This window comes from Kitasatospora sp. NPDC032121 (assembly GCF_055580145.1).
In genome coordinates this window covers 273,798-288,197 of the sequence record NZ_JBVILX010000008.1, presented here as the reverse complement: position 1 = coordinate 288,197, position 14,400 = coordinate 273,798, and the positions used below count along the sequence as shown (strand labels likewise).

General features: G+C 73.5%; 11 protein-coding genes and 1 riboswitch. Of the genes, 9 read left to right on the top strand and 2 right to left on the bottom strand.

Going from position 1 to position 14,400, the window contains the following annotated elements; translation table 11 throughout:
- Position 1 precedes the first annotated feature (1 nt).
- The 5 genes from ACZ5OX_RS22290 to ACZ5OX_RS22270 all read left to right on the top strand — a co-directional run bounded on the left by ACZ5OX_RS22290 (position 2) and on the right by ACZ5OX_RS22270 (position 4,967).
- Positions 2–964 carry an HpcH/HpaI aldolase/citrate lyase family protein gene (locus tag ACZ5OX_RS22290; protein WP_392878332.1) on the top strand — a complete coding sequence of 321 codons (963 nt, stop codon included), beginning with the start codon at positions 2–4 and terminating at the stop codon, positions 962–964.
- A gap of 11 nt (positions 965–975) precedes the next feature.
- Positions 976–1,479: a MaoC family dehydratase gene (locus tag ACZ5OX_RS22285; protein WP_392878334.1), complete on the top strand. Its 504-nt coding sequence runs from the start codon at positions 976–978 to the stop codon at positions 1,477–1,479.
- Between the two features lie 240 nt (positions 1,480–1,719).
- Positions 1,720–2,922 (top strand): acyl-CoA dehydrogenase family protein, encoded by a 1,203-nt coding sequence (locus ACZ5OX_RS22280; protein WP_392913972.1) that lies wholly within the window; start codon positions 1,720–1,722, stop codon positions 2,920–2,922.
- A gap of 487 nt (positions 2,923–3,409) precedes the next feature.
- Positions 3,410–4,102: a phosphatidylserine decarboxylase gene (locus ACZ5OX_RS22275; protein ID WP_224280704.1), complete on the top strand. Its 693-nt coding sequence runs from the start codon at positions 3,410–3,412 to the stop codon at positions 4,100–4,102.
- Positions 4,089–4,967, top strand: a complete 879-nt coding sequence (locus ACZ5OX_RS22270; protein ID WP_392913973.1) for a CDP-alcohol phosphatidyltransferase family protein — start codon at positions 4,089–4,091, stop codon at positions 4,965–4,967. Before ACZ5OX_RS22275 ends, ACZ5OX_RS22270 begins: the two co-directional genes overlap by 14 nt.
- Positions 4,968–5,178: 211 nt before the next feature.
- On the opposite strand, the gene ACZ5OX_RS22265 is transcribed toward ACZ5OX_RS22270, so the two are convergent.
- Positions 5,179–6,504: a hypothetical protein gene (locus ACZ5OX_RS22265; protein WP_392878342.1), complete on the bottom strand. Its 1,326-nt coding sequence runs from the start codon at positions 6,502–6,504 to the stop codon at positions 5,179–5,181.
- A gap of 784 nt (positions 6,505–7,288) precedes the next feature.
- Positions 7,289–8,299, bottom strand: coding sequence for an alpha/beta hydrolase (locus ACZ5OX_RS22260; protein WP_465632262.1), 1,011 nt, complete (start codon positions 8,297–8,299; stop codon positions 7,289–7,291).
- Positions 8,300–8,763: 464 nt separating this feature from the next.
- Positions 8,764–8,896: riboswitch (cobalamin riboswitch) on the top strand.
- 107 nt (positions 8,897–9,003) lie between these two features.
- Between ACZ5OX_RS22260 and ACZ5OX_RS22255 the strand changes: the two genes are divergently transcribed.
- The 4 genes from ACZ5OX_RS22255 to cobO are packed head-to-tail and all read left to right on the top strand — an operon-like array spanning position 9,004 to position 14,398.
- Entirely contained in the window at positions 9,004–10,074 is a 1,071-nt protein-coding gene (locus ACZ5OX_RS22255) for a cobalamin biosynthesis protein (protein ID WP_465632360.1), read from the top strand.
- Entirely contained in the window at positions 10,071–11,585 is a 1,515-nt protein-coding gene (locus ACZ5OX_RS22250; RefSeq protein ID WP_465632260.1) for a cobyric acid synthase, read from the top strand. The genes ACZ5OX_RS22255 and ACZ5OX_RS22250 overlap by 4 nt, the downstream gene beginning before the upstream one ends.
- Entirely contained in the window at positions 11,582–13,786 is a 2,205-nt protein-coding gene (locus ACZ5OX_RS22245; RefSeq protein ID WP_465632258.1) for a putative cobaltochelatase, read from the top strand. Before ACZ5OX_RS22250 ends, ACZ5OX_RS22245 begins: the two co-directional genes overlap by 4 nt.
- A gap of 6 nt (positions 13,787–13,792) precedes the next feature.
- On the top strand, positions 13,793–14,398 hold the full coding sequence (gene cobO, locus ACZ5OX_RS22240) for a cob(I)yrinic acid a,c-diamide adenosyltransferase (protein ID WP_392878351.1): 606 nt from the start codon (positions 13,793–13,795) through the stop codon (positions 14,396–14,398).
- Positions 14,399–14,400 lie beyond the last annotated feature (2 nt).

The following is a 14,400-nucleotide window of genomic DNA, read 5'->3' as shown; positions in this document are numbered from 1 at the left end:
TATGACTGCAGTCAACCGTCTGCGCCCGCGCCGCTCCTGCCTCGCGGTGCCCGGCAGCAACCCGCGCTTCCTGGAGAAGGCCCAGGGCCTGCCGGCCGACCAGGTCTTCCTCGACCTGGAGGACGCCTGCGCCCCGCTGGTCAAGGAGAGCGCGCGCCACAACATCGTCGACGCACTCAACAACGGCGACTGGGGCGGCAAGACCCGCGTCGTGCGGGTGAACGACTGGACCACGCACTGGACCTACCGCGACGTGATCACCGTCGTCGAGGGTGCCGGCACCAACCTCGACTGCATCATGCTGCCCAAGGTGCAGGACGCCGAGCAGGTCAAGGCGCTCGACCTGCTGCTCACCCAGATCGAGAAGACCATGGGCTTCGAGGTCGGCCGCATCGGCATCGAGGCGCAGATCGAGAACGCCAAGGGCCTGATCAACGTCGACGCCATCGCCGAGGCCTCGCCCCGGCTGGAGACCATCATCTTCGGCCCCGCCGACTTCATGGCCTCCATCAACATGAAGTCGCTGGTCGTCGGCGAGCAGCCGCCCGGCTACGGTGCCGACGCCTACCACTACATCCTGATGCGCATCCTGATGGCCGCCCGCGCCAACGACCTCCAGGCGATCGACGGCCCGTACCTCCAGATCCGCAACCAGGAGGGCTACCGCGAGGTCGCCCGCCGCTCGGCCGCCCTCGGCTTCGACGGCAAGTGGGTGCTCCACCCGGACCAGGTCTCCGCCGCGAACGAGATCTACTCGCCCGCCCAGGAGGACTACGACCACGCCGAGCTGATCCTCGACGCGTACGACTACTGCACCTCCGAGGCGGGCGGCGCCAAGGGCTCCGCGATGCTCGGCGACGAGATGATCGACGAGGCCAGCCGCAAGATGGCGCTCGTCATCGCCGGCAAGGGCCGCGCCGCGGGCATGCAGCGCACCACCAAGTTCGAGATCCCGGAAAGCTGAGGGCCCACGCCATGCAGTTCGGACGCACCTACGAGGAGTTCGAGGTCGGCGCGGTCTACAAGCACTGGCCCGGCAAGACGGTCACCGAGTACGACGACCACCTCTTCTGCCTGCTCACCATGAACCACCACCCGCTCCACATGGACACCAACTATGCGGAGAAGACGACGGACTTCGGCAAGAACGTCGTGGTGGGCAACTACATCTACTCGCTGCTGCTCGGCATGTCCGTCCCGGACGTCTCCGGCAAGGCGATCGCCAACCTGGAGATCGAGTCGCTGCGCCACGTCGCGCCGACCTTCCACGGCGACACCATCTACGGCGAGACCACCGTGCTCGACAAGTGGCCGTCCAAGTCCAAGGACGACCGCGGCATCGTGTACGTCGAGACCAAGGGGTACAAGCAGGACGGCACGGTCGTCTGCATCTTCCGCCGCAAGGTGATGGTGCCGACCGAGACGTACACCAAGGAGCGCGGCGGCGAGCAGCCCGGCCGTCCGACCCCGCTCGCCTGAGCCGCTCCCCCTTCCCAGGTCCACCTCTCCCCTTTGGTCCACCTCTCCCCTTTATAGGGAGCCCTCCTTCCGGGGCGGGCCCCCTCGAGAGACCCCGGACGGGCAGGCCGCCGTCATCGGCCGCGCCCCACCCGGTACCGGGGGCCCTGCTGCCGCAGCCACGCCGGCAGGGCCCCCGCAATCCCCCCCCCGGGGATTCCCCGACTTTCCGCAGACCCTCAGACCTTTCGGAGCCGCACGATGGGACGCCTCGCACAGACCGACGGCCTCACCGAGATCCAGCGGGACATCCTCGCCACCGTGCGGGATTTCGTCGACAAGGAGATCATTCCGGTCGCGACCGAGCTGGAGCACAAGGACGAGTACCCGACCGCCATCGTCGAGGGGATGAAGCAGCTCGGCCTGTTCGGCCTCACCATCCCCGAGGAGTACGGCGGCCTCGGCGAGTCGCTGCTCACCTACGCCCTGGTGGTCGAGGAGATCGCCCGCGGCTGGATGTCCGTCTCCGGCATCGTGAACACCCACTTCATCGTGGCGCACATGATCAACGCCCACGGCACCCAGGAGCAGAAGGACTACTTCCTGCCGAAGATGGCGGCCGGCGAGATCCGCGGCGCCTTCTCGATGTCCGAGCCGGGCCTCGGCTCCGACGTTTCGGCCATCTCCACCAAGGGCGTCAAGGACGGGGACTTCTACGTCCTCAACGGCCAGAAGATGTGGCTCACCAACGGCGGCACCTCCACCCTCGTCGCGGTCCTCTGCAAGACCGACGAGGGCGGCAACACCCCGTACAAGAACATGACCACCTTCCTGATCGAGAAGGAGGCCGGTTTCGGGCCGAACCCCAAGGTTCCCGGCCTGACCGTGCCCGGCAAGATCGAGAAGATGGGCTACAAGGGCGTCGACACCACCGAGCTGGTCCTCCAGGACGTCCGCATCCCGGCCGACCGCATCCTCGGCGGCGTCCCGGGCCGCGGCTTCTACCAGATGATGGACGGCGTCGAGGTCGGCCGCGTCAACGTCGCCGCCCGCGGCTGCGGCGTCGCCCGCCGCGCCTTCGAGCTCGGCATCTCCTACGCCCAGCAGCGTTCCACCTTCGGCAAGAAGATCGCCGAGCACCAGGCGATCCAGTTCAAGCTCGCCGAGATGGCCACCAAGGTCGAGGCCGCCCACCAGATGATGGTCATGGCCGCCCGGAAGAAGGACAGCGGCGAGCGCAACGACCTCGAGGCCGGCATGGCCAAGTACCTCGCCTCCGAGTACTGCAAGGAGGTCGTCGAGGACGCCTTCCGCATCCACGGCGGCTACGGCTTCTCCAAGGAGTACGAGATCGAGCGCCTCTACCGCGAGGCCCCGATGCTGCTCATCGGTGAAGGTACTGCGGAGATCCAGAAGATGATCGTCGGACGCCGGCTCCTCGAGGAGTACCGGATCGCCGACTGATCCCCGGGCCGCCCGCCGACGGACCACGTCGCGGGGCGGCCCCTCGAACCGCCGGTCGACGGGCGTGCGGGCCCGTCCCGGCGGAGCGCCGTGCCCCGTCACGGGCCCGGCCTGGTCCGCCTGGGTCCGGCACGGCCCTCCAAAAGCGGCCGCAGGGCGTACAGCTGCAACGACACGCCCTGCGGCCGCTTCCGCACACCCACTTCCGGCCGCTACGGCCGTTTCGCCCGACGGGTTCCGTCGGCGTACCCGCTGAGACAAGTGTCACCAGCCCCGTCCGGTCCCTTGGGAACCGGACCGGGTCGAGCTACGGTCGTAGGGGTGGACGCGCATACGCGCCGCCACCGGACACATGAACGAGCAGGCGGGTTGCCCACCCACCGTGTGCTCCCGATAGCATCCACCGGGACAGCAAGCCGTCCCTCTATTACCGATCCCGCGGTGGCCCCCGTCCAGCGGCCATGATCCCCCGCGACAAAGGTCTTCGATGCCCATCAGCCCGTCCCCTCACACCTCCGTCACGGACCGCGATGCCCTCGCAGCCCCGACGGCCGGTCGGCGACCCCGCGTGACCATCGCGCGCGGAGCCACCCCCTGGTTCGTCCCCACCCTCGCCACGGCCGCCGTGACCACCGCCCTCACCCGGCGCAGCGGCAAGTGGGCCCTGGCGGCGGTACCCGCCTGCGCGCTCAGCGCGGGCATGCTGTGGTTCTTCCGCGACCCCGAGCGTGAGATCGGCACGGGCAGAGTGATCTCCCCCGCCGACGGCGTGGTGCAGAGCATCGACGCCTGGCCGGACGGTCGCACCCGGGTCGCGATCTTCATGAGCCCGCTGAACGTCCACGTCAACCGCGCGCCCCTGCCGGGCACGGTGACGTCGGTCGAGCACGTCGCGGGCGGCTTCGTCCCCGCGTTCAACAAGGACAGCGACCAGAACGAGCGGGTCGTCTGGCACTTCGACACCGAGCTCGGCGACATCGAGATGGTCCAGATCGCGGGGGCCGTGGCCCGCCGCATCGTGCCGTACGTGGACGCCGGAACCAAGGTCGAGCAGGGCGACCGGATCGGCCTGATCCGGTTCGGGTCCCGGGTCGACACCTACCTGCCGGCCGGCGTCGAGGTCGGCGTCGAGGTCGGCCAGAAGACCACAGCCGGGGTGACGCGCCTTGACCGTGACTGATCCTGAAACAATCGTCGGCCTGGACGACGAGGAGACGGCCCTGCGGCGCCGCCGCTGGGCGCGCGACCGCGAGCTGCGCGCCCCGCGCTCTCCTCAGCACCTGTCCACCGCCGACTTCCTGACCCTGGGGAACGCCGTCTGCGGCTTCCTGGCGATCTACTCGATCACCACCGGGGTCCTGGTCCCCCACATCACCAACCCGGACGCCGCTCCGGACCGGCACAGCGCCGCCACCGCGGTGACGCTGCTGCTGATCGGCTCGATGTGCGACCTCTTCGACGGCCTGGTGGCGCGCAAGCTGCGCTCCTCCGCCCTCGGAGCGGAATTGGACAACCTGGCGGACCTGATCAGCTTCGGCATCGCGCCGGCCTACTTCGTCGCGGTCTGGGGCATGGTCTCCCAGGGGTCCAACACCAAGCTGTCGGCGCTCATCGCGATCACGGTGCTGCTCGCGGTGGTCCTGCGGCTGGCCCGCTTCTCGGCCGTCAAGATGCGGCCAGGGGTGTTCCAGGGCATGCCCTGCCCGATGGGCGCGATGACGGTGATCGCCATCGTGCTGCTCGATCCGCCGTTCCTGCCCGGCCTGCTCGCCATCTTCGGCGCCGCGTACCTGATGGTCAGCCGGATCGAGTACCCGAAGCCGCAGGGGCTGCTGGCCACCGCCACGCTCTGCTGGATCGTGGTCTCCATCGGCTGCCTGGCCGCCTGGGCCACCGGGCTGCCCGGTGGCGACAACCTGATGCACGTCGGGGCGTTCGCCCAGATCACGCTCGCCGCGATGGCACCGCTGCTGGTCATCCGCCGCAAGGTGGGGCAGAAGGTCGGCGACGTCCGCGCTCGGCGGGCTGAGTCTCGGATCGGCTGATTCCCCGCAAAAGTCATAAGAGTCAGGGCCCGGAACCTCTTGGTTCCGGGCCCTGACTCTTATGACTTTTCACGACGCTCGACCGCCTCGGGTGCGGGCGCCCAAGACGCGGTCGGTGCCTGACGACGACGTGAACGACGGAGGCGCGGTCGGTTCACGACGGAGCCACCGTCGCCGTGGACGACGAACTCCATCTCAAATGTCATAAAAATCAGGCGCCACCGGTGTGCACGCTGAACGCCGAACGACGGGCCGCCCGGGCCACGCCCGGGTCCGGGTGCACGCCGGAGACCGCCGTCAGCACCGAGGCCGCCCGCGGGTGCCCGGACTGCCGGGCCCGGGCGAACAGCCGCACCGGGTCGCCCGCCGAGGCGCCCTCGACGTGGCCCACCAGCAACTCGGTCTCCCCGTGGTCGAGCACCGCGGCCGCGGTGTCCACCCAGAGCCAGGCCGCGTCCTCCGCGCCCAGCACGTCCGCCGGGGAGACGCCCTCGTCCGCGCGCTCCGCCAGCCACAGCAGCGCGTAGGGGCGCAGCACCGGCGCGTCCACGGCGGCGCGCACCGCCTGCTCGGCCGGCCCTCCGGCCACCCGCAGCGCCTCGAAGGCCAGGCCGCGCACCAGCGCGTCGTCGCCCCGGGCGGCCTCCAGCAGCTCGCCCACCGCGCGGTCCGCCGGACGGGCCGCGACCCAGGCGCGGAACTCGGCGCGGGCCGGGCCCGGCGAGTAGTCGGCGCAGGCGTTCAGCAGTTCGAAGGCGCTCTGCTCGATGTGCCCGGCCGCGGTCTGGGCGACCGTGCAGATCTCCTCCAGCTTGGCCCGCACCGCCCAGTGGCCGAGCGGCGACAGCTCCGCGGCATCGTTCCTGCGCACCAGGGCGCCGACCGCCGCCAGGCCGTCCAGCATCCAGTCCAGGACGGCGGCCACGTCCGAGGGCGCGGCCGGGGTGTCGATCTGCGGTGCGCGGCAGGTGCCGCGGACGGCGGAGACGGCCGAGGCCGCGTGCGGCACCGGCGACAGGCCCGGGCCGCCGAGGCCCGCGCCGACCCGGCGCTCGTCCAGCCCGCGGCGCAGCAGCTCCAGCAGCTCGCTCTCGGCGACCGGGCCGTCCACCAGGTGCAGGAAGGAGAGCAGCTGCGGAGCCTGGTCCACGGCCTGCCCGGCGAGTACGGCGAACACGCCGCGCAGCGCGGCGGGCGGCACCGGGGCGAGCAGGGTCCAGGCGTCGAACAGCGCCGACCAGCCGCGCACCACGGCCTCGTCGTCGTGCTCCCAGGCGTGCAGGCGCCAGCCGGGGCCGGCTCCGCCGTCCCGGGCCTCGACCAGACCCACCAGCAGCGCCTGCCCCCATGCCTTGGCGGCGGCGCCGACCGTCATGGCCAGCGCCCGGCCCGCCGCACGGGCGTCCTCGGGAAGCAGCTCGCCGCGCTTGTCGACCTCGGCCAGCTCGCCGGCCCAGCGGGCGACCCGGACGGCGTCCACCAGCATCCGGCGGGCCAGCGGCGCCAGCTCGGCGGGTGCCGGGAAGCCCTCCGGCACGGGAACCCGACCCCGCCCGGGAGCCGGAGCCGGCCCCCGTCGCCGGGGTACTCCGTTACGGGGGACACCCGCCCCGCCCGGCCTGCCACCGGCGGGCCGTTGGGCCGTTCCGGGGAGACGGGTCACCGTCGCACCGGTACCGATCGTCGGCGGGAGCGGGGCATCACGGTCGCGCGGGTTCCGAGACGTCACGTCGAGCAGTCTTCCCCTTGTACCGGCCTTCTGTCACATCCGGTTGTCCGTACGACCGGGCGAGCGGCGGCGGCACCTCCGCAAGATCGGGCAACAGCGGCAAACCGCCTGGCCGGAAACGTATGGCCTGCCCATGCCATCCCGGGCGCATCGGTTGCCGGGAATACTCGACCGGTCACCGTGCGTACGGGTGGGGGGTAAGGGATCGGGCCAACTATTGCCCCTGACGACGCGCCGGATTTCGCACGGGCAATCCCCTCCCCCGACTTCCGGCCGGGCTGTCCAGCCCGAATCCGGACGGATGGCGGGCGGGGGCGGGGGGATCGTGCTGCACGAGAAGTCGGACGGGCCGACTTCTCGTGCGCGCTCGACGTAATGGGAGAAACGTTCATTCGTAGACGGGGGGAAGCCGAGCGGAAAAACCGACGGGACCCGGCCGAAAGCGCCCCGCGCGGAGAGGGGGGCTCACGCGGAACGGCTCGTACGGCAGGACTCGCGCGGAAAGGCTCGCACGGAACGGCTCGCGCGGAAAGGCTCGCACGGAACGGCTCGCGCGGAACGGCTCGAGCGGAAGGGCTCGCGCGGAGGGCGGCTAGAGCAGCGGAGTGAGCCACCGGCGGAGGAGCTCGGCATAGCGCTCGGGGGCGCTGTTCCAGAGGGTCGCGTGGTCGGCGCCGGGGAAGGCCTGGAGGCTGACCACGTCGCGGCGGGCGGCGGCCAGCTTCTGGACGGCGCCGAAGGGGGCGATCCGGTCCTCGGGGCTGTGCAGGAGGAGGGTGGGCACCCGCAGGTCGGCACCCTCGGCGATGCGGCCGAAGTCGGCGAGGTCGACGCCGGTCCGGCCCTCGGCGGCGAGGGCGCCGAGCTCCGCCGCGACGCCCGGGAAGCCGGAGCGGGCGGCGTCCCGGCGGGCTGAGGCCGGGAGGTCGAGCACGGGTGAGTCGAGGACCAGGCCCCGGACGGCGTGCGACCAGGCGGAGCGGGCCGCCGTGTGGAGGACCATGGTCGCACCGAGGGACCAGCCGTAGAGGATCACGTTGCCGGCGCCGCTGTGCAGCGCCAGCCGTATCGCCGCCTCGACGTCGCGCCACTCGGTCTCGCCGAAGTGGCTGAGCCCGTCCGGGGAGGCGGGGGCGCCCCGGTCGCCGCGGTAGGTGACGGCGAGGGCGGGCAGGCCGAGCCGGTCGAGGACGGGGAGCACGGGGAGGGTCTGCCGACGGTCGGCCTCGGGGCCGTGCACCAGGATCACCCAGGTGCCGCGTTTGCCGTCGAGCTGCCAGGCGGGAAGGGCGCCGAGCTCGCCGTCGACGGCGGTGTCGGCGAAGGCGAGGCCGAGCGCCTCGGTGGGGTCGCCGAGGTGGACCCGCGGGGTGAAGCGGACCTCGGTGCCGGGGGTGAGGGTGCCCCGGTCGGCGCGGACCAGCCGGCGGGTGACCTCCTGCTCGTCACTGTGCAGGACCTCCTCGACGACCGCGTGACCGCCGTCCGCCCACTCGACCGCCCAGCGGCCGGGGCGCAGGCTCCCGGGGCCGCGGGTGAAGGTGACCCGCCCGGGGGCGAGGCCGAGGACCACGACCGGAGCGGACTCCTGAACAGTGGTCACCGGACGGACCATCCGCTCGGATGCCCGACGGCCGATCACCAGCACGGCGGCCCCGACCGCGGCGGCCGCCACGACGGCTGCGGTTCCCCAACGCATTTCGTTCCCCGCTCTCGTGCCTCACGGACCGGACGGTGTTCGGACACCAGTTCACCGGCGCCCCGCCCGCCCGGCCACCGGGCTGGGCCGTCCGGGTCACCCGGGCGGCGGACCGGCCCTGCCGAGGAGCCGGCGGCCCTGGCTCTGCCGAGGTGGCGCCACAGACGGGTGGCGAGGACGGCGGGCCGGCGGAAAGACGAAGGCCGAGGACGAGGACGAGGGCAGCGGCAGGCCCCGTCCTCGGCCCGCCGCGCCGGCCGGTCCCACGGGGCGTCAGCGGCGTCCGGGTGTGACCAACCCCTCCGTGACCTCGGTTGACTCCCGGTTCGGGCCCGTGATGGGATCCTGGGGCCAAACGGAGGCATGGAGAGGAAGCCGGTGGAAGTCCGGCGCGGTCCCGCCACTGTCACCGGGGAGCACGCTCGGAACATCGCCACGGCGGGCCGTCGACGGCCGCTGGAAGGCTCCGAGGGTGCGTTCGACCCGGAAGCCAGGAGACTCTCGCCGCCGTCACGTCGATCCAGGGCGCGGACCCTGAGTGAGGACACGCACGCGATGCAGGCTGCCCCGCCCTGCCCGACCCCGAGCTGCCTTCCGCCGTGCGACCGATGATCCCGCCCGCGCCTTCCCCTTCCGTGCGCCGCCCGCTGACCCGCGCCGCCGCGTTCGCGCTCGGCGCCGCCGCGGGCTACGCCGCCGACGCCCGCTTCGCCGACCCCCGCCGGGGCCACCCGGTGGCCGTCTTCGGCAGCGCCGCGACCCGGCTGGAGCGGCGGCTGTGGCGCGACGGCCGCGCCGCCGGGGCCGGGTACACGGCGCTGTGCGTGGGCGCGGTCGCGGCGGGCGCGCTCGCCCTGGACCGTACGGTGGGCCGGCGCCCGCTGGGCCGGGCGGCGCTGGCGGCGGCCGCGACCTGGACGGTGCTCGGCGGCACCTCGCTGACCCGGGAGGCGCGCACCATCGGCCGCTCGCTGGCGGCGGGCGACCTCACGGCCGCGCGGGAACGGCTGCCGCACCTGTGCGGGCGGGATCCGAGCGCGCTGGACGGGCAGCAGATCGCCCGGGCGGTGGTCGAGTCGGTGGCGGAGAACACCGCCGACGCCGTGGTCAACGCGCTGACCTGGGGCGCCCTGGCCGGCACGCCCGGCCTGCTCGCCTTCCGCGCCGTGAACACCCTGGACGCCATGGTGGGCCACCGCTCGCCGCGCTACGCCCGGTTCGGCTGGGCCTCGGCCCGGCTGGACGACCTGGCGGGCTGGCCGGGCGCCCGGCTGACGGCCCTGCTGACGGTGGCCGCCGCGCCCGAACCGCGGACGGCCTGGCGGGTCTGGCGGCGCGACGGCTCCGCGCACCCGAGCCCGAACGCGGGCCAGGCCGAGTCGGCGTTCGCCGGCGCGGTGGGCGTCCGGTTGGGCGGGACGCTGCGGTACGGCGAGCGCGTGGAGAACCGGCCGGTCCTGGGCGCGGAGCTGCGGCCGGTGACGGTGGACGACATCGAGCGGGCCTGCGCGCTCTCCCGGCGGGTGGGCGCGCTGGCGCTGGGTACGACGGTCGCGGGGCACGTCCTGCTGCGGATGCTGGCGAAACGGGTGCTGGCGAAACGTGCGCTGACGCAACGGGTGCTGACGGAACGGGTGCCGGCGAAGCGACTGCTGCCGAGGATGAGGGGACGGGGATGAGCAACGCACTGCTGGTCGCGGGGACGACCTCGGACGCGGGCAAGAGCGTGGTGACGGCCGGGATCTGCCGTTGGCTCGCCCGCCAGGGCGTGCGGGTCGCGCCGTTCAAGGCGCAGAACATGTCGCTGAACTCCTTCGTCACCTCCGACGGCGCCGAGATCGGCCGCGCCCAGGCGATGCAGGCACAGGCCGCCCGGGTGGAGCCGGAGGCGGCGATGAACCCGGTGCTGCTCAAGCCGGGCGCGGACGGCCGCAGCCAGGTGGTGCTGCTCGGCAGGCCGGTGGCCGAGGTGGGCGCGCTGGACTACCGCGAGCGCAAGCCCGTCCTGCTGGAGCGCTCCCTGGAGTGCCTGGCCGACCTGCGCCGCCGCTACGACGTGGTGGTCTGCGAGGGCGCGGGCTCGCCCGCCGAGATCAACCTGCGCGACCGCGACATCGCCAACATGGGCCTGGCCACGGCCGCCGCCCTGCCGGTGGTGGTGGTCGGGGACATCGACCGGGGCGGGGTCTTCGCGGCGATGTACGGGACGCTGGCGCTGCTGTCGGCGGAGGACCAGCGGCACGTGGCGGGCTGGTTCGTCAACAAGTTCCGCGGCGACGCGCGCCTGCTGGCACCCGGACTGGACATGCTGCGCGAGCTGACCGGCCGTCCGGTGCTGGGCACGCTGCCGATGCTGCCCGGGCTCTGGCTGGACGCCGAGGACTCGCTGGACCTGTCCACGGTGGTGGACCGGGCGGACGGGCCCGGGCCGCTCGGCGCGGACGTGCTGCGGGTGGCCGTGGTGCGCTTCCCCCGGCTGTCCAACTTCACCGACGTGGACGCGCTCGTGCAGGAGCCGGGCGTGCTGGTGCGCTGGGCGACCAGGCCGGAGGAGCTGGCCGACGCCGACCTGGTGGTGCTGCCCGGCACCCGGGCCACCGTCGCGGACCTCGCCTGGCTGCGCGAGCGCGGCCTGGAGCCGGCCCTGCGGGCGCGGGCGGCGGCCGGCCTGCCGGTCCTCGGGGTCTGCGGCGGCTACCAGATGCTGGCGCACTCGATCGTGGACGAGGTCGAGTCGAAGGCGGGCGCCGTCGAGGGCCTCGGGCTGCTGCCGACGCACGTGCGGTTCGGCGCAGAGAAGGTGTTGGCCCGCCCGGTCGGCGAGGCGTACGGGCAGCGGGTCGAGGGCTACGAGATCCACCACGGAGTGGTGACGGTCGAGGGCGGGGACGCCTTCCTGGACGGCTGCCGGGTGGGCGCGGTCTGGGGCACGACCTGGCACGGCGCGCTGGAGAACGACGGATTCCGTCGCGAACTCCTGCGCGAGGTCGCCGAGTTGTCCGGGCGGGCGTTCGTCCCGGCGCCGGACACCTCCTTCGCCGCGGCGCGCGAGGCCCGGCTGGACCGGCTGGGCGACCTGATCGAGGAGCACGCGGACACCGACGCGCTGTGGAAGCTGATCGAGGGCGGGGTGCCGGCGGCCGGATCGCTGCCGTTCCTCCCGCCCGGGGCCCCTGGGAGTGACGCATGACCGACGTCCGCTATCCGTTCACCGCGATCGTCGGCATGGCCGACCTGCGGCTCGGGCTGCTGCTGAACGCGGTCTCCCCGGCCGTGGGCGGCGTGCTGGTGCGCGGCGAGAAGGGCACCGCGAAGTCGACCATGGTGCGCGCGCTGGCCGGCCTGCTGCCGTCCATCGCCACCGTGGACGACTGCCGCTTCGCCTGCGACCCGGCCGCACCCGACCCGCAGTGCCCGGACGGGCCGCACGTCGCCCCGTCCGCGTCCGAACGTCCGTCCCAGCTGGTCGAGTTGCCGGTCGGCGTGACCGAGGACCGGATCGTCGGCTCGCTGGACCTGGAGCGGGCACTGGCCGAGGGCGTCAAGGCGTACGAGCCAGGGCTGCTCGCCAGGGCGCACCGCGGCGTGCTGTACATCGACGAGGTGAACCTGCTCCAGGACCACGTGGTGGACCTGCTGCTGGACGCCGCCGCGATGGGGCGCTCGTACGTCGAGCGCGAGGGCGTGTCGGTGCGGCACGCGGCCCGGTTCCTACTGGTCGGCACCATGAACCCGGAGGAGGGCGAGCTGCGGCCGCAGCTGCTCGACCGGTTCGGTCTGACCGTCGAGATCGCCGCCACCCGGGACCCGGTCGAGCGCGCCGAGGTGGTCCGCCGCCGGCTCGCCTACGACGCGGACCCGGCGGGCTTCGCTGCGCGGTTCGCCGGGGAGGAGCGGGCGCTCGCCGAACGCATCACCACGGCCCGGGAGTTGTTGCCGGCGGTCGAGCTCACCGATGTGGCGCTGCGTCAGATCACTGCCGTGTGCGCGGCGTTCGAGGTGGACGGACTGCGCGCGGACATCGTGATGGCCCGCACCGCCGTCGCGCTGGCCGCCTGGGACGGGCGCACCGAGGTGCTGGAGGAGGACGTCCGACGGGCCGCCCGGCTGGCGCTGCCGCACCGGCGCCGCCGCAACCCCTTCGACGCGCCGGGGCTGGACGAGGAGCAGCTGGACCGCACCCTGGAGGAGCACGCCGGGCAGGACGACCCGGAGCCCGAGGGCGACGGGCCCGGCCCGGACGGCGACGGCGACGGCGGGCCGGGCGGGGGGCCGGAGGACGGCGGCCCCGACGGCGGACCCGAGGGCGGCGGCCCTGACGGCGGCGGCGCACCCGAGCCGTCCGACGGCGGCCCCGAGGCCCACTCGCCCGAGGCGCCCGCTCCCGAGGCGCCCGCCACCGAGGGCGCCGAAGCCCCCGCGCAGCCGCCCGTACCGGCCCAGCACCCGGCCCCCGCACGGGAGTCGGCGCCGGTCGCCGCCGGGGACCCGTACCGGACCAGGCTGTTCACCGTCAAGGGCACCGGGCGCGGCGCCCAGGGCCGCCGCTCCCCCGCCGAGACCACCGGCGGGCACACCATCCGCGCCCGCCGCCCGCAGGGCGCGCTCGGCCGGCTGCACCTGACCGCCACCCTCCAGGCCGCCGCGCCGCATCAGGCGGCGCGCGGGCGCAGCGGGCGGGCCCTGCTGCTGCGCAAGGACGACTTCCGCGAACAGGTGCGCCAGGGGCGGGAGTCCAACCTGGTGCTGTTCGTGGTGGACGCCTCCGGCTCGATGGCCGCCCGGCAGCGGATGACCGCCGTCAAGGGCGCGGTGCTGTCGCTGCTGATGGACGCCTATCAGCGCCGCGACAAGATCGGCATGATCACCTTCCGGGGCGCGGGCGCCGAGTTGGCGCTGCCGCCCACCTCCTCGGTGGAGGTCGGCGCGGCCCGGCTGGAGTCGCTGCCCACCGGCGGACGGACCCCGCTGGCCGCCGGCCTGCTGCGGGCGCACGAGGTGCTGCGGGTGGAGCGGCTGCGCGATCCGGACCGGCGCCCGCTGCTGGTCGTGGTGACCGACGGCCGGGCCACCGGTGGGCGGGACGCGCTGGCGCAGTCCCAGCGCGCGGCCGCGCTGTTCGCGGCGCAGGGCACGGCGAGCGTGGTGCTGGACTGCGAGTCCGGCCCGGTCCGCCTGGGTCTGGCCCGTACCCTGGCCGGGCTGCTCGGCGGCACCGCCGTCAGCCTGGACGAACTGCGCCCCGAGGGCGTCGCCTCGCTCGTCCGCGAGAACCGCTCCACGAGCCGACCCACGAACCGGTCCGAGAACCGTTCCACGAACCACTCCGCGAACCACTCCGCGAACCGATCCGCGAACCGCGCGACCACCACGATGCGAAAGGCGGCCTGAGCCGACATGCCCAAGGGTGTCCCCGAGAGCGTCCCCGACGACGGCCTGACGACGCGTCAGCGCCGCACGCAGCCGATCACCGCCGTGCACACCGGCCCGGGCAAGGGCAAGTCCACGGCCGCGTTCGGCATGGCACTGCGGGCCTGGAACCAGGGCTGGTCGGTCGGGGTGTTCCAGTTCGTGAAGTCCGCCAAGTGGAAGGTCGGCGAGGAGAACGCGCTGCGCGTGCTCGGCGCCTCCGGCGAGGGCGGCACCGTCGACTGGCACAAGATGGGCTCCGGCTGGTCCTGGATCCAGCGCTCCGCCGAGCAGGAGATGTCCAGCGAGGAGGCGGCCAAGGAGGGCTGGGAGCAGGTCAAGCGGGACCTCGCGGCCGAGACCTACCGCTTCTACGTGCTGGACGAGTTCACCTACCCGATGCACTGGGGGTGGATCGACCCGGAGGAGGTGGTGTCCGTGCTCGAGAACCGCCCGGGCAGCCAGCACGTCGTCATCACCGGCCGGTACGCGCCCGAGGCGCTCACCGGATTCGCCGACCTGGTCACCGAGATGACCAAGGTCAAGCACCCCATGGACGCCGGCCGCAAGGGCCAGCGCGGCATCGAGTGGTAGAC